Annotated in this window: 20 protein-coding genes and 2 pseudogenes; 18 read left to right on the top strand and 4 right to left on the bottom strand. The window is 70.0% G+C overall.

Annotated elements, in window-relative coordinates:
• The first annotated feature begins 167 nt into the window (after positions 1-167).
• The gene (locus tag KUM49_RS42030) at positions 168-1,808 is read left to right on the top strand and encodes an AMP-binding protein (RefSeq protein ID WP_217242217.1); all 1,641 of its coding nucleotides are present in this window, start codon (positions 168-170) and stop codon (positions 1,806-1,808) included.
• Between the two features lie 123 nt (positions 1,809-1,931).
• Here KUM49_RS42030 and KUM49_RS42035 read toward each other — a convergent pair.
• Positions 1,932-2,501 (bottom strand): annotated as a pseudogene (locus KUM49_RS42035) (GntR family transcriptional regulator); the annotation flags it as partial.
• A 36-nt stretch (positions 2,502-2,537) separates the two neighbouring features.
• Between KUM49_RS42035 and KUM49_RS42040 the strand changes: the two are divergent.
• The 9 genes from KUM49_RS42040 (at position 2,538) to KUM49_RS42080 (ending at position 8,893) form a co-directional block, all read left to right on the top strand.
• Complete coding sequence (locus KUM49_RS42040) at positions 2,538-3,287, top strand: PIG-L deacetylase family protein (protein WP_217242238.1); 750 nt, start codon at positions 2,538-2,540, stop codon at positions 3,285-3,287.
• Positions 3,284-3,622: a hypothetical protein gene (locus KUM49_RS42045; RefSeq protein WP_217242218.1), complete on the top strand. Its 339-nt coding sequence runs from the start codon at positions 3,284-3,286 to the stop codon at positions 3,620-3,622. The genes KUM49_RS42040 and KUM49_RS42045 overlap by 4 nt, the downstream gene beginning before the upstream one ends.
• A gap of 144 nt (positions 3,623-3,766) precedes the next feature.
• Entirely contained in the window at positions 3,767-4,801 is a 1,035-nt protein-coding gene (locus KUM49_RS42050; protein ID WP_217242219.1) for a PDR/VanB family oxidoreductase, read from the top strand.
• Positions 4,802-4,861: 60 nt separating this feature from the next.
• Positions 4,862-5,908, top strand: coding sequence for an aromatic ring-hydroxylating dioxygenase subunit alpha (locus KUM49_RS42055; RefSeq protein WP_217242220.1), 1,047 nt, complete (start codon positions 4,862-4,864; stop codon positions 5,906-5,908).
• Entirely contained in the window at positions 5,905-6,621 is a 717-nt protein-coding gene (locus tag KUM49_RS42060) for an alpha/beta hydrolase (protein WP_217242221.1), read from the top strand. The genes KUM49_RS42055 and KUM49_RS42060 overlap by 4 nt, the downstream gene beginning before the upstream one ends.
• A 20-nt stretch (positions 6,622-6,641) precedes the next feature.
• On the top strand, positions 6,642-6,923 hold the full coding sequence (locus tag KUM49_RS42065; RefSeq protein WP_020272031.1) for a muconolactone Delta-isomerase family protein: 282 nt from the start codon (positions 6,642-6,644) through the stop codon (positions 6,921-6,923).
• Positions 6,920-7,663 carry an SDR family oxidoreductase gene (locus tag KUM49_RS42070; RefSeq protein ID WP_308406992.1) on the top strand — a complete coding sequence of 248 codons (744 nt, stop codon included), beginning with the start codon at positions 6,920-6,922 and terminating at the stop codon, positions 7,661-7,663. The genes KUM49_RS42065 and KUM49_RS42070 overlap by 4 nt, the downstream gene beginning before the upstream one ends.
• 32 nt (positions 7,664-7,695) lie before the next feature.
• Positions 7,696-8,052 carry a protocatechuate 4,5-dioxygenase subunit alpha gene (ligA, locus tag KUM49_RS42075; protein WP_217242222.1) on the top strand — a complete coding sequence of 119 codons (357 nt, stop codon included), beginning with the start codon at positions 7,696-7,698 and terminating at the stop codon, positions 8,050-8,052.
• Between the two features lie 49 nt (positions 8,053-8,101).
• Positions 8,102-8,893 carry a class III extradiol dioxygenase subunit beta gene (locus tag KUM49_RS42080; RefSeq protein WP_254402611.1) on the top strand — a complete coding sequence of 264 codons (792 nt, stop codon included), beginning with the start codon at positions 8,102-8,104 and terminating at the stop codon, positions 8,891-8,893.
• Positions 8,894-9,051: 158 nt separating this feature from the next.
• Here the strand turns inward: KUM49_RS42080 and KUM49_RS42085 are convergent, their stop codons facing one another.
• Positions 9,052-9,627, bottom strand: coding sequence for a TetR/AcrR family transcriptional regulator (locus tag KUM49_RS42085; protein WP_217242223.1), 576 nt, complete (start codon positions 9,625-9,627; stop codon positions 9,052-9,054).
• A gap of 105 nt (positions 9,628-9,732) precedes the next feature.
• Here KUM49_RS42085 and KUM49_RS42090 point away from each other — a divergent pair, with 105 nt between their 5' ends.
• The 8 genes from KUM49_RS42090 (at position 9,733) to KUM49_RS42125 (ending at position 17,713) form a co-directional block, all read left to right on the top strand.
• Entirely contained in the window at positions 9,733-10,698 is a 966-nt protein-coding gene (locus KUM49_RS42090) for an SDR family NAD(P)-dependent oxidoreductase (RefSeq protein ID WP_217242224.1), read from the top strand.
• A gap of 123 nt (positions 10,699-10,821) precedes the next feature.
• Positions 10,822-11,544, top strand: a complete 723-nt coding sequence (locus KUM49_RS42095; RefSeq protein WP_217242225.1) for a YceI family protein — start codon at positions 10,822-10,824, stop codon at positions 11,542-11,544.
• Positions 11,545-11,634: 90 nt separating this feature from the next.
• On the top strand, positions 11,635-12,621 hold the full coding sequence (locus KUM49_RS42100) for a nuclear transport factor 2 family protein (protein WP_217242226.1): 987 nt from the start codon (positions 11,635-11,637) through the stop codon (positions 12,619-12,621).
• Positions 12,622-12,846: 225 nt separating this feature from the next.
• Entirely contained in the window at positions 12,847-13,728 is an 882-nt protein-coding gene (locus tag KUM49_RS42105; protein ID WP_217242227.1) for a dioxygenase, read from the top strand.
• A complete protein-coding gene (locus tag KUM49_RS42110; RefSeq protein WP_217242228.1) occupies positions 13,725-14,243 on the top strand; it encodes a DoxX family protein in 519 nt (172 codons plus the stop codon). The genes KUM49_RS42105 and KUM49_RS42110 overlap by 4 nt, the downstream gene beginning before the upstream one ends.
• Before the next feature lie 4 nt (positions 14,244-14,247).
• On the top strand, positions 14,248-15,723 hold the full coding sequence (locus KUM49_RS42115) for an amidohydrolase family protein (protein WP_217242229.1): 1,476 nt from the start codon (positions 14,248-14,250) through the stop codon (positions 15,721-15,723).
• A 3-nt stretch (positions 15,724-15,726) separates the two neighbouring features.
• On the top strand, positions 15,727-16,905 hold the full coding sequence (locus KUM49_RS42120) for a CaiB/BaiF CoA-transferase family protein (RefSeq protein WP_217242230.1): 1,179 nt from the start codon (positions 15,727-15,729) through the stop codon (positions 16,903-16,905).
• The gene (locus tag KUM49_RS42125; protein WP_217242231.1) at positions 16,898-17,713 is read left to right on the top strand and encodes a citryl-CoA lyase; all 816 of its coding nucleotides are present in this window, start codon (positions 16,898-16,900) and stop codon (positions 17,711-17,713) included. The genes KUM49_RS42120 and KUM49_RS42125 overlap by 8 nt, the downstream gene beginning before the upstream one ends.
• Here the strand turns inward: KUM49_RS42125 and KUM49_RS42130 are convergent, their stop codons facing one another.
• Both KUM49_RS42130 and KUM49_RS42135 read right to left on the bottom strand, forming a co-directional pair.
• On the bottom strand, positions 17,714-18,718 hold the full coding sequence (locus tag KUM49_RS42130; protein WP_308406993.1) for an AraC family transcriptional regulator: 1,005 nt from the start codon (positions 18,716-18,718) through the stop codon (positions 17,714-17,716).
• A 185-nt stretch (positions 18,719-18,903) separates the two neighbouring features.
• A pseudogene (locus tag KUM49_RS42135) lies at positions 18,904-19,824 on the bottom strand (ISAzo13 family transposase); the annotation flags it as partial.
• Between the last annotated feature and the right edge of the window lie 165 nt (positions 19,825-19,989).

A 19,989-nucleotide genomic window follows, 5' to 3' on the forward strand; every position in this document is an offset into this window, starting at 1 on the left:
GCCGAGCCGGTTCAGTCATTGCTCGCGTTCCCCGCGGTGAGGCGCCTGCCTAGGTTGAGGGGGAGCCCCGTGGATCGTTACTCCCCCGAAGGATCCGCGGGGCCGTACGAGCGGCCTGTTCGGCCGTGGGCTCCGCGCAAGCCATCGAGGACAAGGAGGTCCGAGACGTGAATGTGTCCATCGGCACGATCTGGGAGGCGGTCTGCCGCGCGCTGCCCGATGCCGTCGCCATCACGGAGCCCGGTCGCGAGACCACGTACCGGGAGTTCGACGAGCGCGCGTCACGGCTGGCCGCCGCACTGGAATCGGCCGGGGTGGGCGAGGGAGACACCGTGGCCTGCTACCTGTACAACGGGGCCACCTACCTGGAGACGGTCTTCGCCGCCTGCAAGCTCGGTGCCGTGCCGGTGAACGCCAACTACCGCTACACCGGCGAGGAACTCTCCGAACTCCTGACCGACGCCGACGCCGCCGCGGTCGTCTTCAGCGGCACCCTGGCCGACCGGGTCACGCATGCCGCGAAGCATGTGCGCACACTGAAGCTGCTGGTGAGGGTGGGCGAGCCGCCCACCGACGGTCCGGGCGGGCCCGCCGTGCCCGAGCTGGAGGAGCTGCTGGCGGCGCACGCGCCGCGCGAACCGCAGCGACGGCCCGGAACGGACCAGCTGTTCATGTACACCGGCGGGACCACGGGCAAGCCGAAGGGAGTCATATGGCAGCTGAGCGACCTGCTGCGCGCCCACGTGGTCCCGTTCTACCACCCGCTCGGAGTCACCGAACTCCCCGCAAGCCTCGACGAGGCCGTGGCCGTCGCCGTCAAGGCACGCCACGAAGGCCGCGCGCCGACCACGATGCCCGTCGTACCCCTGATGCACGCCACCGGGCTGTTCAACACCATGGGCGCCCTGATGACAGGAGGCCGGGTGGTCACCGCGCGATCGGGCGGCCTCGATCCGGAACATGTCTGGCACATGATCGCCGAGCAGCGGGTCGACACGGCCATCATGGCGGGCAACGCCGTGTGCCGCCCGCTCGTCGACGAACTCCTGCGGGGTGAAAAAGCCGGGACACCACACGACCTGCGCTCGTTGCGCAGGGTGATCAGCTCCGGCACCGCGCTCAGCGATCCGCTCAAGAGGGCACTGCACGAACGTGCCGACGTCACGATCACCGAAGCCATCGCATCGAGCGAAGGGGGACCTTTCGCCTTCGCGATCACCTCCTCGGTAGAGGATCTGCCCTCGCGTTTCCGCCCCGTTCCGGCGACGCGGGTGATCGACTTCGATGACCGCTTTCTCGAACCAGGCAGCGACGAGACGGGCGTCCTCGCCTATTGCGGGCCCATGCCGCTCGGCTACTACAAGGACACCGAGAAGAGCGCGAAGGCGTACCGCACCATCGAAGGGGTCCGGTACGCGATCCCCGGCGACCTGGCTCGACTTGAGGCCGACGGCGCGATCCGGTTCCTCGGACGGGGTTCGGGCGTGATCAACACGGGCGGGGAGAAGGTGCACCCGCAGGAGGTGGAGAACGTACTGCTGGGGCATCCCGAGGTGACGGACTGTGCCGTCGTCGGCGTCCCCGACGAGACCTGGGGCGAGCGTGTGGCCGGCGTCGTGGCGGTCCGGCCGGGCAGTACCGTCACCGGTGACGAACTGCGCGACCTGGTCCGGCAGAGTCTCGCCGGGTACAAGGTGCCGCGTTCCCTCGTCCTGAGGGACAGACTGCCGCGGACCCCGACCGGCAAGCTCGAGACCGCCTGGGCCAGGAAGACCGCCCAGGAATCCGGCTCGGGCGACGGAATGTGACCGTGGCGTCCGCCTCAGCTCGCGCGGTGCCGACCTGTTTCGAGCGTCCGCAGTGGCGACACGGTCCCGCATGGCCGCTTCGGCCGCCGTCCGGGCCTTGGCGATGGTCGCCTCGATGATCCGCTGGTGCTGGGGCAGCGACACACGGGCCCGCCCCGGCACCAGGGAGAGCACGAACTGGTCCCGCACCACCTGGGCCCGCAGCCGTGCGAGAACCTGGTCGGCCGTCTCGTGACCGGCGATGTCGCGCACACAGCCGTACAGACGGGCGTCGAGGTCGCTGTACGTCATCAGTTCGCCGTCGGCGACCGCCCCAGCCATGCTCGCGCCGAGGCCACGCAGTTGGTCGGCCTGCGCCCGGCCGACCCGCCCCGTCGCACGAGCGGCGATCAGCCCCTCCACGACCATCCGCATCTCCGTGATCCGGACGGCTTCGGCGAAGCTGTTCTCCCGGACGCGCGCTCCGCGGCTGCGCTGGATCTTGACCACCCCCTCCGCCGCCAGCAGCCGGAGTGCCGACCTGGCGTCGCCGCGGCCGGCGCCGAACCGTTCGCAGAGGTCCGCCTCGGTCAGGCGCTGTCGCGGCACGTACTCACCGCTCAGGAGCGCGTCCCGGTCCGCACCGGGGACGTCGGTTTCCATAGGAAGGCTCACGGTGCTCAGTCGCCCTCCACAGGGCACGGCACTTCGCATCACGTCGCCCACCCCACTCGATCCCAAGGAATCCTGATGACCTCCCACACCTCCACTCCGTCCGAAGGGGCGCTGCTGGTGATCAGCGCGCACGCGGGCGACTTCGTCTGGCGGGCCGGCGGCGCCATAGCCCTGGCCGCCGATCGCGGTCAGCGCGCGAAGGTGTTGTGCCTGAGCTTCGGCGAGCGCGGCGAGTCCGCCCGGGCCTGGCGGGACGGTCTCGCCCTGGACGAGATCAAGGCGCTGCGCCGCGCCGAAGCCACGAACGCCGCGGCCGCCCTGGGCGCGGAGATCGAGTTCCTGGACGCCGGGGACTACCCCCTGCTGGAGACACCGGAGTTGGTGGACCGCATCGTGCGCGTGTACCGGGAGGTGGACCCCGCGGTCGTCCTCACCCACACCCTCGCCGACCCCTACAACGGCGACCACCCGGCCGCCGCCCGCATGGCGCTCCAGGCACGCGTGCTGGCCCAGGCGGTCGGCTACGACGCGCCCGGCGAACCGCTCGGCGCTCCCCCGGTGTTCTTCTTCGAGCCGCACCAGCCGGAGCAGTGCGACTTCAAGCCGAACGTCCTGCTGGACATCACCCCGGTCTTCGACAAGAAACGCAAGGCCATGGAGTGCCTGGCCGCCCAGCAGCACATGTGGGACTACTACACCGACCTCGCCAAGCGGCGCGGCGTCCAGCTGAAGCGCAACGCCGGCCCCAACCTCGGCCTCTCGCACGGAACCATGGGAGAGGCGTACGTGCGGCTCTACCCGCAGACGACGGGTGTTCTGGCGTGACGGCACAGGGCGGGACGGGTGTCCGTGGGGCTACGCACATCTGGGTTCCCTTCCGGGACACGTCCCTTTACGTGCAGTTCGCGGACGAACCCGACGGCGCGAACGGAACAGCCTCGACGCACGACCGCCGGAGCCTGTTGGCCGATGCCGTCGCCGAGGACGCGCTGACACGCGACGACCGCTACGGCGTACCGATGTGGCGCACCGACGTCCGACAGCTGCACGCCGTCGTGGAAGCCCTCTGGAACGAGGACGACCGCCAGGTGCGGATCCATCTCGACCAGGCTCCCCGGCCCGACGGGCGGGCCGGGACACCCGGCCCGCGCGACGGATGACGTAGCCGGGGCCACGACCATGCGCCGCCCCGGTCCGGTCATTCGAGCGATGACCTGGGCATTGTCCCGTGGCTAGCGTCGATCGTGGCGCCGCCGACCACGGCCGGAGCGATCCCTGCCGACCGTACCGAGGAGCTGACGAACGTGCAGAGCCCCCCAACCGCCGCCCCGGACACGCACACCCTCGGTTCCGCCGAGGCCGGAACGTCGTCCCCCGCCCGGCGCGGCACCGAGTCCGAAGGCACCGCCACCGTCGTGGCCCGCCGGACGGTGGCGGACGATGTCGTGTCGCTGGAGCTCGCGGCGAGCTCCGGCGAACCGCTGCCGCCCTGGCAGCCGGGAGCACACATCGACGTGATCCTGCCCACGGGCGTCACCCGGCAGTACTCGCTCTGCGGCCCGGTGACGGACACGGCCCGCTGGCGCGTGGCGGTGCTCCGAGAGCCCGACGGACGCGGCGGATCGCAGTGGATCCACGACCACCTCGTGGAGGGCGGCGAACTCCGGGTGCGCGGCCCGCGCAACAACTTCCCGTTGCGGCCGGCGGCCCGGTACCTGTTCGTCGGCGGCGGCATCGGCATCACCCCCCTGCTCCCGATGATCGCCGAGGCCGAGGCGGCGGGGGCCGAGTGGTCCCTGCTCTACGGGGGCCGCACGCGCGCGTCCATGGCGTTCCTGCCCGAACTGGAGGGCTACGGCGAGCGCGTGACCGTACGTCCGCAGGACCAGTACGGTCTGCTCGACCTCACCGGGTTCCTCGGCGATCCCGACCCGTCCGCCCTGGTGTACTGCTGCGGCCCCGCAGGGCTCATCGACGCGGTCGAGACACACTGCGCCGGCTGGCCGGTCGGAGCGCTGAACGTCGAGCGGTTCGCGGCGGCGGTGCGACAGCCGACGGACGATGAGGCCGAGCAGCCGATCGAGGTGGAACTGCGGGCGTCCGGGACGACGCTGACCGTGCCGCCCGGGCTGTCGGTCCTCAAGGCCGTGGAGCAGGCGGGCGTCCCTGTCCTGTCGTCCTGCGAGGAAGGCATCTGCGGCTCGTGCGAGACCCCCGTCCTGGAGGGCGAGGTCGACCACCGCGACTCACTGCTCACCGACGACGAGCGGGCAGCGAACGACACGATGCTGATCTGCGTCTCCCGCGCGCGGGGCCGACGCCTCGTTCTGGATCTCTGATACTTCGTCAATTCGACAGGCTGACTGCCCCGTTGGGCCGACGTCAAAGGAAGGACTGACATGACACCGACACAGCACGTCCGCAACGGCTGGTACCTGGGAGCCTGGTCCGACGAGATCGGCCGAACCCTCAAGCAGCGCTGGATCACCGACATCCCGGTCTGCTTCTACCGGCTGCCCGACCAGACCGTCACGGCCGTCGAGGACCGCTGCCCCCACCGCAAGTACCCGCTGTCGCTGGGCCACCTCGACGACGACGGAACCCTCCAGTGCGACTACCACGGCTACCGCTTCGACGGCCAGGGCGTGTGCGTCGGGGTCGCCGAACAGGCCGACAAGCCCAAGGCGGCACTGCGCCGCTTCCCCTTGGTCGAGCGGGACGGCGCCATATGGATCTGGCCCGGAGACCCCGAACTGGCCGACGAGGGCCTTCTGCCCGACACCTCGTGGCTGACCGACCCGAACTGGACCCATGTGCAGGGCGTCGTCCCGCTGAAGGCCCGGCACCTGCTGCTCCTGGAGAACCTGCTCGACCTCACCCACGAGACGTTCCTGCACCCGAGCAGCATCGGCAACGCCGCCGTCGCCGCGACCCCGATCGACGTGACGGTGGACGGCGACCGGGTCGGCTTCAGCCGCCGCATGATCGGCATCGAGGCGCCGCCGTTCTACGAGAAGTCCTGCGGACTGACCTCTCCGGTGGACCGCTGGCAGGACGGCGACTTCTACCCGCCGGGCATCTTCGTCCTCAACATCCGCGTCGCGGCCACCGGCACCGAGGAGCCGGACGGCTTCCACATGAAGGTGCTGTACGGGATGACGCCGGGGCGCGGCAACGAGACGCACGATTTCTACGCGCTCGGCCGCGACTACCTCATCGACGACGAGGAGCTCACGAGGTTCCAGCACGAGCAGCAACTGGCCGTGATGCAGGAGGACGTCGACGCCCTGGAGGCGCAGGAGATCATGTACGCCACCGACCCGGGCGGCACCGCCGAGTCCAGCATCAAGTCCGACCTCGCCGCACTCCGCGGACGCCGGGCGGTGGCGAAGATGCTCACCCGCGAACAGCAGGCAGGCGGCACGCGCCCCCGGGCGTCCGCATGAGCGGCCGCCACGTCTTCGTACTGCTCCACGGAGCCTGGCACGGCGGCTGGGTGTGGCAGCGCGTCGCCCCGCTGCTGCGCGCGGCCGGACACGAGGTGCACACCCCCACGCTGACCGGGGTGAGTGACCGCGCCCATCTGCTGAGTCCGCAGATAGGTCTCGGCACGCACGTCGAGGACGCGGTGGCGCTGATCGAGGCCCATGACGCCCGGGACGTCGTGCTCGTCGGCCACAGTTACGCGGGCCAGGTCGTCACCGGCGTCGCGGACCGGATCCCGGACCGGCTTGCGAAGCGGGTCCACCTCGACGCCTTCGTCGGCGACGACGGTGACGCGGCGATCGATCTGCTGCCCGAGCGCATCGCCGGGCACTACCGGGAGTCCGTGGCCGGGCCCGGGTTCGGCTGGCTCATCCCGGTGCGCTCGCTGAGCGTGCTCGGCGTCGAGGACCAGGCGGACCTCGACTGGCTCGGCCCGCGACTGACCCCACACCCGTGGCTGACCTACACCGAGCCACTGCGGCTGACCGGCAAGGCCGACCAGGTCCCCGGTGCCTTCGTCGAGTGCACCGAGTGGATGCGGGTGTTCACCCCGCACGCCGAGCGCGCCGCCGCCCGCGGCTGGCCGGTCCACGAGATCGCCACCGGACACGAAGCGATGGTCACCGCCCCCGGCCGGCTCGCCGAACTGCTGCTGGAGATCGCGGCAGCCTGACCCCGTGAAGGGATATCCCCGTGGAATTCCTCGTCCGCACCGAGAACACCTTGCCCCCGGACACCCCCGACGACGTACGCGAGGAGCTGCGCAAGGGCGAGCGCGAACGGGCCATGCAGCTCAGGGAGGCCGGCATCCTCAAGCGGCTGTGGCGGGTGCCTGGCCGGAACGCGACCATCGGCCTGTACGAGGCGGCCGACCCGGCACAGCTGCATGACGCGCTGGTCTCCTTGCCGATGTGGAAGTGGATGGACATCACCGTCGAGGCACTCGCCACCCATCCGCAGGAGAAGGCACCGTGACCGGCCCGGCAAACCGCGGCCCCCGGGTCGCCGTGGTCACGGGCGCCGCCGGCGGCCTGGGGCTCGCCATCGCCCGCAGACTGGCCGGGGACGGTTTCACGGTCGCCGCCCTCGACGTCGACGAACCCGACGACACCACCTCGATCCCGGGCGGCCGGGCCTGGCGTTGCGACGTCGGGGACCCGGCCGCGACCCGCCAGGCCGTATCCGAGATCGCCGAGGCGTACGGCGGGGTCGACGTCCTCGTCAACAACGCCGGCCTGCTCTCCGACCGGGCGCCGCTGCTGGAGACGACCCCGGAGGAGATGCACCGCTTCTTCGCCGTCAACGCCGTCGGCCCGCTGCTCATGGTGCAGGCGTGCGTGCCCTGGCTGCGCGGCAGCCCGCACCGCGGGCGGGTGGTCAATGTCGCGTCCCGCACCTTCTTCACGGGGTCCCCGGGCCAGATCGCCTACGTCGCGAGCAAGGGCGCGCTCATCGGGATGACCCGGGTGATGGCACGCGAACTGGGCGAGCACCGGATCACGGTCAACTCGGTGGCGCCCGCGCAGGTGGCCACCCCGGGCACCCGGGCGCACTCCGGCGACGAGGTGTTCGCCGCGACCATGAGCCGACAGGCGATCAAGGAGTTCGTCACCCCGGAGCAGTTCGCGGGGCTGGTCTCCTATCTCGCCTCACCGCACGCGTCCATGGTCACCGGCCAGACGCTCGTCTGCGACGGCGGCGGGCTCCTGCACTGACCGTCATCAACACCGGAGAGGAGAAGAACAGCATGTCCAGCACCACACCCCGGGTCCCCGGCACCTATGTCTTCGACGCGGCGGAGAACCGCCGCGGCCGAGCCTTGAACCGGCTCTGCGGGTCCCTCAAGGACGCCGAGAGCCGGGAGAGGTTCACAGCCGACGAAGCCGCGTACTGCGAGACGTACGGGCTCACGGCCGAGCAGCGGGACGCCGTTCTGCGGCGGGACTGGAACCGGATGATGGAGCTGGGCGGCTCCATCTTCTACGTCTTCAAGCTCGCCATGGTCGACCAGAAGTCCATGCAGTACCTCGGCGGGGTGTTCACCGGCATGACCACCGAGGAGTTCGCGCAGGCGCTGAAAGCGGGAGGGCGGAACTTTGGCTGAGGTGACATGGGGTCTGGCCACCTCGCACGTACCGTCGATCGGTGCGGCCATGGATCACGGGAAGACGCAAGACCCGTACTGGAAACCGCTGTTCGACGGATACACGCCGGCGCGGGAGTGGATGGCCCGGCACACCCCCGACGTCGCGGTGGTCATCTACAACGACCACGCCAACGCCGTCGACATGAGCGTCACCCCCACCTTCGCGCTCGGGACGGCCGAGTCGTACCGGGTGGCCGACGAGGGATGGGGCAGCCGTCCGGTGCCCACGGTCACGGGCGCCCCCGAGTTCTCCGACCACCTCGTCAAGAGCCTGATCGACGCCTCCTTCGACCTCACCGTCTACCAGGAACTCGACGTCGACCACGGCCTGACCGTTCCCCTGTCGGTGTACTGCCCCGACCCCGGCGAACGCTGGCCCTGCGCGGTGGTTCCCCTCCTGGTCAACGTCATCCAGTATCCGCAGCCGACCGCCGCGCGGTGCCTGGCCCTCGGCCGCGCGCTCGGCGAGGCCATCCGCTCCTTCCCCGAGGACCTCAAGGTCGCCGTCTTCGGCACCGGCGGCATGTCCCACCAGCTCGCCGGCGCCCGCGCGGGACTGATCAACCAGGACTTCGACCGGATGTTCCTGAACGCGATCGAGCGCGACCCCGAGAAACTGGCCGCGCTGACGCGCGAGGAGTACATCCGCGAGGCCGGTTCCGAGGGCATCGAGCTGATCATGTGGCTGATCATGCGCGGCGCGCTGGGACCCCGGATCCGGCGTGTGTACGAGGCCTATCACGTGCCGGCGTCCAACACGGCGGCCGGGATGGTGCTGTTGGAGAACCTGAGCCGGTGATACACCGGCAGCCCAGCTGGGCCGGCGCCCGTGCCGCTCGGGTGATCTGGCACCCAGCCCCATGGTGCTCTCCTGTTGCATTTCTCTGAGTCGGTGTGGACCGCCGCAGGCGTGTCGGCCGGCGGGGCCGAGCCGGACGTCCTCCCCGACCGGACGCATCAGCCGGAGCGGTAGCGGAGCCCGTCGAGCAGGAGGTCGAGCATGCGGCCCGCGCGGTCGCGCAGCCCCTTGTCGCTCGTGATCAGCAGGACACCCCCGAGACTGAACCCGACATCGAGCGGGTCCACGTCCGAGCGCAGAACTCCCACTTCGGCCCCGGCGTGCAGCAGTGTGCTGATGGCCGTGCTGATCCGGTCGAGACTCTCGGCGAACGGATCCTCGTCGCCGGAGGCGATGACGGCCTTCAGTGCGTCCCCCATGCCCTGCTTGGTGGCCAGGTAGTCGATGAACAGGTCCATCCACCTCCGCATGGCCTGGTCGGGCGGGAGCTGTGCGAGCAGTTCCGTGACGCTGTCGCATACCCGGGCGAGTTCGTTGCGGTAGACGGCCTCGAGCAGGGCCTCGCGGGTGGGGAAGTGCCGGTAGAGCGTGCCAATTCCCACGCCGGCGTCCTTGGCGATGGCCTCGAGGGACGCGTCGGTGCCGGTCTCGGAGAACGCGCGCCCCGCGACTTCGAGCAGGCGTTCCCGGTTGCGTCGCGCGTCAGCACGCAGTCCGCGGGTGGTGGCGGTCACAGCTTTCCTTCCTTCTGGACAATCGGAGGCTCCTCCGCTTAAGGTCTGGGAAGTAATCGGAGGCACCTCCGGTTTCGAGAGTAGCAAACAGGGAGCATTGCGAGAATGGCCACGAGGACAGGCATCTCCAGTCCGTTCACCAGCCGGTCCACGGCTGCCGACGTCATCGCGGGCATCGATCTCACGGGCCGCCGCGCTGTCGTCACCGGGGCGGCGTCCGGCATCGGCGTGGAGACCGCCCGAGCGCTGGCCGGCGCCGGCGCGGAGGTCACGCTGGCCGTGCGGGACACCGCCGCCGGCGATCGCACCGCGAAGGACATCCGGGCCACCACCGGCTCCGAAGGCGTACGGGTCGCCGCCCTGGACCTGACCGATCCGGCGTCCGTCCGCGCGTTCACCGTCGCCTGGCAGGGCCCGCTGCACATCCTCGTCAACAACGCCGGTGTCATGGCAGCCCCGGAGAGCCGCACGCCCCAGGGCTGGGAGTTGCAGTTCGCCACCAACCACCTGGGGCACTTCGCCCTGACCACCGGGCTGCACGAGGCCCTCACGGCGGCAGGCGGCGCCCGGGTGGTGTCGGTGAGTTCCAGCGGGCACCTGTTCTCACCCGTCGTCTTCGACGACCTCCACTTCACCGAGCGGCCCTACGACCCGTGGCTGGCATACGGCCAGTCCAAGACCGCAAACGTGCTGTTCGCGGTCGAGGCCGGCCGGCGATGGGCCGCAGACGGGATCACGGCCAACGCACTGATGCCCGGAGGGATCCAGACCAACCTGGGGCGCTACATGGACGACGCCTTGATGGGCCTGTTCATGACCCACCTGCGAGCCCTCCTCGGCGAAGGGACGCCCCTGCCCGAGATGTCCTTCAAATCGGTCGAACAGGGCGCCGCGAGCTCCGTCCTGCTGGCCGCCTCACCCTTGCTCGACGGCATCAGCGGCCGGTACTTCGAGGACTGCAACGAGGCCCCGCTGCACCAGCCGGGCACCAACACCGGGGTCGCGCCGCACGCCCTGGATCCGGAGGCTGCCGAGCGACTCTGGCAGGTCTCCGAGCAACTCCTGGACTGACCCCGTCCCGCTCGCCGCCCACGGCTGAGCCCGCACGCCCGCAGCGACCCCTCACGTCCCAGGGCGACTCGCGACCAAATACTTGAAATTTCAGTTGAATGACGAAAACATATAGGAGACACCATGGCAGGCAGCATCCGCAGGCACTGGAAGCGCTGGCTCATCGCCGGTGTGGCCACCGTCGCCGTGCTGTGCACGGCGGGCCCCTACATCTACATCAACTACGTCCAGGACAAGCCACCGACCGCCCTCTCGCTCGACGACCCGCCAGGCTCGAACTCCTCCGGCAGTTCCTCGGGTTCCGGGGAGCAGGCCGGACAGGAGGGTGTCGAGGGCGCCTGGCGGGTGGGAAGCGGCTCGCAGGCCGGTTACCGGGTCGACGAGGTCCTCTTCGGCCAGAACGTCACGGCGGTGGGCCGCACCGAGGAGGTCACCGGCGAGCTGGAGATCGAGGGCAACCGGGCCATCAGCGGATCCTTCACCGTCGACCTGGCCTCGGTGAAGAGCGACTCCGACCAGCGCGACGGCCAGTTCCGCGGCCGGGTCATGAACACCGAGCGGTACCCGGAAGCCACCTTCGAGCTCACCGAGCCCGTCGACTTCGGCTCTGCTCCGGCGGTGGGTGAGCAGGTCAGCGCCAAGGCCTCAGGTGAGCTGACCGTCCACGGTGAGACCAACTCGGTCTCCTTCGAGCTCGACGCCCAGCGCACCGCCGACGGCTTCCGGGTCAACGGCTCCATTCCGGTCACCTTCGCCGACTACGGCATCGAGGCACCCAACTTCGGCGGGATCGCGGTGGAGGACGAGGGAAACATCGAGTTCCTCCTCGCCTTCGACCGCGCCTGAGCCCCCACGGGCACCCTCCCTTTGCTCCCGATCCCCCACCAGACACCCGCCGACGCGTTCACCGCCGTCCGCACATCATTGGAGAACCCCATGTCGAACAGCACCGGCCGGCTGCCCCGCAAGGCCATAGCCACCCTCCTGGCTGCGGCGACCGTAGGAGCTGTGGCCGGCTTCGCACCCGCCGCCACGGCCACCGCCTCCGCCTCCGCGCCGTCCCACAGCGGCCCAGGCCTCGGCCTCGACGCCCAGTACACAAGCCCCGCCACCCAGGAGCGCAACAAGCGCGTCGCCGCCCACGTCCTCACCCAGCTCTTCGAGGAGGGCAACCTGAAGGTCGCCGACCGGTACATCAGCGAGGACTACATCCAGCACAACCCCGCCGCCCCCAACGGCCGGGAAGCGATCAAGAACTTCATTCGCGACTGGACCGCGCGCTTCCCGGACCACCAGTACAACGTCAAGCGGGTCCTCGCCCAGGGCAACCTGGTCTTGGTGCACTCCAACCCCGTCTACGAGCCCGGCACCCGTGGCACGGCCGTGGTCGACATCTTCCGCTTCGACCCCAAGAGCGGCATGATCGCCGAGCACTGGGACACGGTCCAGGACGTGCCGGCGACCACCGTCAACGGCAACGACATGTTCGGCACGGTCAGCAACCCGCACACGAACCAGCCCAGCGGCCCGCGCTGGAGCACGTCTCTCAGCGAGAAGATCGCCACCCGTTACTTCGACACCATCCTCGGCGACAAGAACCCCGACGCCGTCAGGTACCTCGCGCCGGAGTACTACCAGCACAACCCGACCATCCCGAGCGGCTCCGCCGGCCTGCGTCAGCAGTTCACCAATTTCTTCCGCCAGTTCCCGAACCTGATCGTGGAACGCAAGCGCGTCATCGCCGACAGGGACTACGTCGCCATCCACGCCCACTACCGCCTCAGCCCCGAGGACCGCGGTCAGTCGGTCGTGGACATCTTCCGGGTCGCGAAGCAGAAGAACGGCGAGCTCAAGATCATCGAGCACTGGGACGCCGTACAGGACGTTCCGGCCACCTCCGCCAACGACAACACGATGTTCTGACCTCTCCGGATCCTCGCGATCCCTCGCGGTACCCCGGCCCGTCACCGGCCGGTGACTGGCCACGCATCCCGGGTTCGGGCCGCAGTCCGATCGCTCCAACCCGAGCCTGGCTCCAACGCAGCCACCCAAGGGCTTGATTTACGAGTCAGCCATGCGCCAGTGTGTCCGCTGTACGGACTGGTGTCCGTACAGCGGTCGAGGCCGGAACGAATCGAGGAGGATTCCATGGCCTTCGTGACGGAGGACAACCTCAGCGACCTGGCGGTGAAGCGGTGGGCCACGGCGCACTCGCCCCGGCTCGCCGAGCTGATGACAGCGTTGGTGCGGCACCTTCACGCGTACGCCCGCGAGGTCGGGCTGACGGAAGAGGAGTGGGCGACTGCCGTCGAATGGCTCACGGCAACGGGCCGGATCAGTGACGACAAGCGTCAGGAGTTCATCCTCGCCTCCGACGTCCTGGGGCTCAGCACGCTCGTCGTCCAGCTCAACCACCACTTCTCGGCGGACGCCACTCCGGCGACGGTGCTCGGTCCGTTCCACATCGACGGCTCTCCGACGGCCGGTTTCGGAGCCGACATGTCGGACGGCATCCCGGGCACGCCGCTGTTCATCACCGGCCGGGTCCTCGACCTCGACGGCACGCCTCTGCCCGACGTCGTCCTGGACGTGTGGCAGGCCGACGCCGAAGGCGCCTACGAGGCGCAGCTGCAAGAGATCGACGAGGCCCGGCTGCGCGCGCTGTACCGGACGCGGGCGGACGGCACGTACTGCGTGCGCACCATCGCGCCACGCGGCTACGCGATTCCGATGGACGGTCCGGTCGGTGACCTGATCGGCAGGACCGACATCAGCCACTTCCGTCCCGCGCACATCCACTTCCTGATCGACCACCCCGGCCACGAGAAGCTCATCACCCATCTGTTCCGGGAGGGTTCCGAATTCCTCGACACCGATGTCGTGTTCGGCACGAAGGACGAGCTGATCGTGCGCTTCACCGAGGAACCTGCAGGCTCCTCCCCTGACGGCGGCACCATCGACGAGCCGTACCTGCGCGCCGAGTTCGATTTCGTGCTGCAGCCCCGGACGACGGACGAGCCGCAGCCGTGAATCTCGGGCTGCTCCTGCTGCGGCTGCTGCTCGCCGCGCTGCTGTTCGGTCACGGCACCCAGAAACTGTTCGGCTGGTTCGGCGGTGCCGGGCGGGCCGGGACCGCCGCCGTCTTCGACCGGTGGGGCTTCGTGCCCGGCCGGCGGATGGTGCTCGTCGCCGGGGCGGCCGAACTCGCCGGAGCGGTCTCGGTCGCGGCCGGGCTGCTGGCTCCCGGCGGCTGCGCGGTGATCGTCGGCACCATGGCGGTCGCGGCGGCGGCGACCGCGCCGAACGGCTTCTGGGCCCAGAAGGGCGGCTGCGAAGTGCCCTTCTCCTACGGCGCGGTGGCCGCGGTCCTCGCCTTCACCGGCCCCGGCGCCTGGTCACTCGACCATGCCCTCGGGCTGACGGAACTCGACGGCTACGCATGGGGATGCGCGGCACTGGCCCTCGGCCTGGCCACCGCGGCCGTACCCCTGACCGCCCGCTCCCGTGTTCTGCGGGCCCGGACCACAGACTCCACAACGAGGTGACCCCATGACGATCGAACAACCTCGCCGGGAAGACTTCACCCCCGGACGCCCCGTCCTGCTCCGCAACGCGACCGTCCTGTCCATGGACCCCGCGATCGACCTGCTCGACCGCGGCGACGTGCTGGTCCGCGGTGAACGGATCGACCAGGTCGGAAGGGACCTTCAGGCACCCGACGACGCCGTGGTGGTGGACTGCGCCGGCGGCATCCTCATGCCCGGCATGGTCGACACCCACCGGCACATGTGGCAGACCGCGCTGCGTGGCCTCGGAGCCGACTGGACCCTCTCGCAGTACTTCGTCTTCTACTACCTCAACTGGGGCAAGATCTTCCGCCCCGAGGACATCCACGCCGGCAACCTGCTGTCCGGCATCGAGGCGCTCGACGCGGGTGTGACCACCACGGTGGACTGGTCGCACGGACTGCAGACGCCCGAGCACGGGGACGCGGCCGTCGAATCGCTGCGCGCGGTGCCGGGCCGCTTCGTGCTGGCCTACGGCAACCTGCTCGGCGCCCCCTGGGAGTGGGCCCGCTCGAAGGAATTCCGGTCCTTCGTCGACCGCCACTTCTCCGGGCGGGACGACATGCTGGGCCTGCAGCTCGCCTTCGACGTCACCGGTGACGAGACCTTCCCCGAGAAGGCGGCGTTCGAGGCGGCCCGCGAGCTCGGGCTGCCGGTCACCACCCACGCGGGCGTCTGGGGCGCGACGAACGACAACGGCATACGTCTGATGTGGGACCACGGGTTCATGACGCCCGACGTCACCTATGTCCACGCGGCGACGCTCAGCGAGGACTCGTACCACCGGATCGCCGCCTCGGGCGGCACGGTCTCGGTGTCGGCGGAAAGCGAGCACAACGCCGGCCAGGGCTACCCTCCCACCTGGCGGCTGAGGCGCCACGGCATCCCCGTGTCACTGTCGATGGACACCAGTGTGTGGTTCAGCGCCGATCTGTTCTCGGCGATGCGCGCCACGCTGTCGGCCGACCGGACGCGGGAGCACATGGCGGCCCACGCGGCCGGGGAGACGGTGGTGCACCACAGCCTGCGGGCCCGGGACGTCGTGGAGTGGGCCACGATCGGCGGCGCCGGCGTGCTCGGCCTCAGCGACACCATCGGCTCGTTGACGCCCGGAAAGAAGGCCGACCTCGTCCTGCTCAAGAACGACCGCAGCCCGGCGATGTACCCGATCCTGCACCCCTACGGGCACGTGGTCTACCAGGCCACCCGCGCCGACGTGCACACCGTGCTGGTCAACGGAACCGTGGTGAAGTACGCGCACGAACTGGTCGGCGTCGACCTGGAGCGGGCCCGCACCGCCGTCGCCGCGACCGTGGACCACGCGCGAACCACCATGGGCGAGGACGCGTGGCGTCAGGCCGTGGAGCCGCAGATCCCGACAACCGAGGTGATCTCGAACCCGTACACCTACAGCGAGTACCGCGGCGAGGGCGTCGCCGTGCAGAACGAGGGGGCGTAGCGCATGAGCGGCGGTTCAGGCGGCTCACGCGGACCGCTCGACGGGCTACTGGTGGCGGACTTCTCCCGCATCCTCGCCGGTCCGTACGCGACGATGCTGCTCGCCGATCTCGGGGCGGACGTGGTGAAGGTCGAGGGCCCCCAGGGGGACGACACCCGCACGTGGACGCCGCCGGTGCGCGACGGTGTGTCGACCTACTACCTCGGGATCAACCGCGGGAAAAGGTCGATCGCGCTCGACTTCCGCGACGAGGCGGACGCGCGGCTGGCCAGGGAGCTCGCTCGGCGCGCGGACGTGGTGATCGAGAACTTCAAGCCGGGCGGACTGGCCCGGTACGGCCTCGACCACGCCTCGGTGAGCACCCAAAACCCGGGCGTGGTCTACGCGTCGATCAGCGGTTTCGGAGCCGGACCCGGCCGGAACGTACCCGGCTACGACCTGATGGTCCAGGCGATCTCCGGACTGATGAGCCTCACCGGTGATCCGGACGGGCCGCCGTACCGGGCGGGGATCTCCGTCTTCGACGTGATGGCGGGCAACCACGCCGCCATCGGGATCCTCGCCGCGCTGCGGCACCGCGACGCCACCGGCCGGGGCCAGCTCGTCGAGGTGAACCTGCTCTCGTCGGCACTGACCGGGCTGGTCAACCACAGCTCCTCCTACGTTGCTGGCGACACCGTGCCCTACCGGATGGGCAACGCGCACCCCAGCGTCTTCCCCTACGAACCGCTGCCGACGGCCGACCAGGACCTGATCGTCACCGCGGCCAACGACGGGCAGTTCCGCAAGCTGTGCGAAGTACTCGGGATCCCCGAGACCGCCGGCGATCCCCGCTTCCGGCACAACGCCGACCGGACCGAGCGACGGGAGGAACTCCGGCCCCTCCTGCTCGAACGGCTCAAGACGAGGACCGCCCTGGAGTGGTTCGAGCTGCTCGTCGACGCCGGGGTCCCCTGCGGACCGATCAACACCATCGACGGCGGATTCGCGATGGCCGAACGCTTCGGACTCGACCCGGTCGTCGAGGTCGGCGAGGGAGACCGGGCCGTACCCACGACACGGCACCCGATCCGCTTCTCCGAGACGCCCGCCGCCTACCGCCTGCCCCCGCCCGAGCTGGACGAGCACGGGGCCGAACTGCGCAAGTGGCTGCAGGACTTGCTGGAGGACGACGATGCCTGAGTACCCGACCGCGCTCGGCGCGTCCTCCCTGGACAAGATCACCCTGCTCGGCCAGGACCTCGCGGCCGATGTGATGGGCGAGGTGGGCTTCGGCGAGCTGGCGTTCTGGCTCGCCACACAGCGCCGACCCACCCCCGGGGAGACACGGGTGTTCGAGGCCGTGCTCGCCGCCCTGGCCGACCACGGCTTCACCCCGACCGCGATCACGACCAGGCTGACGTACCTGTCGGCGCCCGACTCGGTCCAGGGCGCCCTCGCCGCCGGGCTCCTGGGCGGCGGCTCACGCTTCCTCGGCGTGACCGAGGACTGCGGCAGGTTCCTCCACGACGCCCTGTCGACAGCGCGGGGTGGCCCCCCCACCGACGAGGCGGGCTGGGACGAACTGGCCCTCGCCTCCGTGCGCTCGGCACGAGCGGAGGGCGGAGTGATCCCCGGTCTCGGGCACCACGTTCACAAAGAGGGCGACCCCCGCACACCGAGGCTGTTCCACATCGCCGCCGAGGAAGAGCTGGTCGGTCCGCACCTGTCGCTCTTCGCGGCCATCGGCCGAATCCACCCTCAAGTTCTGGGCAGAACACTGCCGTTGAACGGCGCCGGCGTCTGCGGCGCCGCGCTCGCCGACCTCGGCCTCCCGCTGGAACTGCTGCGTGCCTTCGCCCTCCTCGCCCGCACGGCCGGACTCATCGGCCAGCTCGCCGAGGAGATCCGCAACCCCGTCGCGAACGACATCTTCCTCTCGGTGGACCTCAACAACCGCGCCGTACCGCCGCACCCTGCCGACGGAGGCGAAGCTTCGGCAAGCGGCTGATCAGGACGGCACTGATGCCGTACGACGGTAGCGGCCGGGCGCGATGCCCTCTTCCTGGGAGAACGCCCGCGAGAAGGCGAACTCGGAGCGGTATCCGACGGCTTGCGCGATGTCGCCGACCGGATTGTCGGTGTCGCGCAGCAGGCGGGCGGCCCGGTCGATCCGCACGCGAGAGAGGTAGGCCAGCGGGGTGTGGCCCACCACCTCCTTGAACTGGCGGGCGAAGGCCGGGCGGGACATCGTGACGGTGCGGGCCAGGCTCTCCACCGTCCAGTCGCGGTGCGGCTCCTCGTGCATCAGTGACAGGGCGGTCCCGATGCGCGGGTCGCGCAGGGCGGTCAGCCAGGACGGTCCCTGCTCGGTGGCGGTATCGGCCCGTTCGATCCAGGCGCGGATCGCGAGCACGAAGAGCACCTCGGTCAGACGGGTGGCCACTGCCCGGGAGCCGGGCTGCCCGCCCGCCGTCTCGGTGGCGAGGATCCGGACGACATCCTGCAGGTGGGGGTCGGCGCTCATGCCGGGCACATGGATGACCTCCGGCAGCGCCGACAGCAGCGGATGCCCGTCGGTATTGCCGGCGTAGTGGAACTTGCCGCACACCACCCGCACGACGGGCCCGGCCCCGCCCAGGTCGACCACGCCCTCCCCGCCCGGCGGGTGAGCGGCCTCCAACTCCGCGTACGGGAGGGCCTCTTCGTCGGGGCCCCCAGCAGCCGGTGCGGCGTACCGCGCGGCAACAGCACCACGTCCCGGACACCAGCTGCACCGGTGGCGCCTCGCCGGTCCGCAGCCAGCAGACGCCCTCGGCGATAACATGGAACCCCCGCGGTACCAAGCCGGTCCACGGCACAGCCCCAGCCGGATCCGGACGACCGCAGCTGGGCGAGCAGCACACCCCTGAAGCCGGTGGCGGCGAGCACGTACATGCCGCACACTCACACGCCGGAATGATGCAGAGGATCGGCGAGTGAGACTTTGAGGCAAATAATTGAGGGCCTCCGTCATGAATGCTCTCGGTATGGATGCCTAGGGTTGCCGGCGGAAACGGCGCGGGACGGCCCTGCGCGACCTCCGGAAGAGCGCGGCCGCCCGTTTCCGGGGGTGCTGTGACAACGGCCGACAGCTGGCCCTTCGGATCCGTAGTTGGCCAGCGGCCGGCCGGACGCATGATCGGGCGGACGGAGGTCTCTGATCTCGAGACCGGTCTCGGCAGCGAGGCCGGCGAGCCGCGTCTTCCAGCCGCGGGTGCGGTAGCCGTTGGAGCCTCCGCCGTCGGCGGTGATCAGCAGCCGGCGGGCGTGGGGGTAGTCATGTCGGCCGCGGGCCTGCCACCAGCGCCGGATCGAGGCGACGGCGAACGTCGCGGTGTCGTGATCGGTGCCGATACTGACCCAGCCGGTGTTCGCAGCCGTGTCATAGATTCCGTACGGAATCGCTTTCTCGGCCTGGCCGGGGAAGTCGTGCGTCTTGACCTTCACGGGCTGACCTGCGGGCCGCCATTGGTGCCCGGCGTTCTTGTAGTGGCCGATCAGCTCCTTCTTCTTGCTGTCGACGCTGATCACCGGGTCACCGGCGTCCCGGTGGTCGCGTGCCTGCTCATTGAGGTAGCGGAACTGGGCGTCCCGGTCAGGGTGCTGAGCACCCTCGATGGTCTTGGCGTTGGCCTGGAGACTGAAACCTTCCTCCCGCAGCAGACCGGCGACCGTGTCAGCGGAGACCCGGTGGCCCTGCCGGGTCAGCTCCGCCGCCAGCTTCCGGGTCGACTTCGTCGTCCACCGCAGCGGCGACATCGGGTCGCCCCGCTCGTCGGGTTCGACCAGCGCAAGCAGCGCCGGCCGCAGCCCCGGATCGAGGTCCACAGCCTTCTTCCGGCCCCCACCAGGACGACGGACCCGCCCCAACACAGCGTGTCCAGAGTCCAGTTCAGCCGCTCCGCGCGAGACCGTACCCTCTTGAACCCCCGCCGCGGCAGCGACGAGCCTGATCCCACCATGCCCCAGAGACAGCGCCTCCGCCCCTATGGCCAGCCGACGCTGCCGCTCGTCCAGGTGCGGCAACAACACCTGGAACTTCGCAGCCAGCACCGCTTCGATCCTCTCCGGTCTCCCCATACCAGAACAACGAGTCCCGCAACTGGAAGCCACGACTTGTTTCCCGGCAAGCCCTACTGCTGGATTCGGGACTGTAAAACGTTCGGTGTAACTCCCGATCATGGAAGATGCATCGATGACCAGCGACAACGTGACCGAGGTTGAACCCGGCGAGCCGTCTGAGGC

Source organism: Streptomyces sp. AC555_RSS877, assembly GCF_019049245.1.
Lineage (GTDB): Bacteria > Actinomycetota > Actinomycetes > Streptomycetales > Streptomycetaceae > Streptomyces.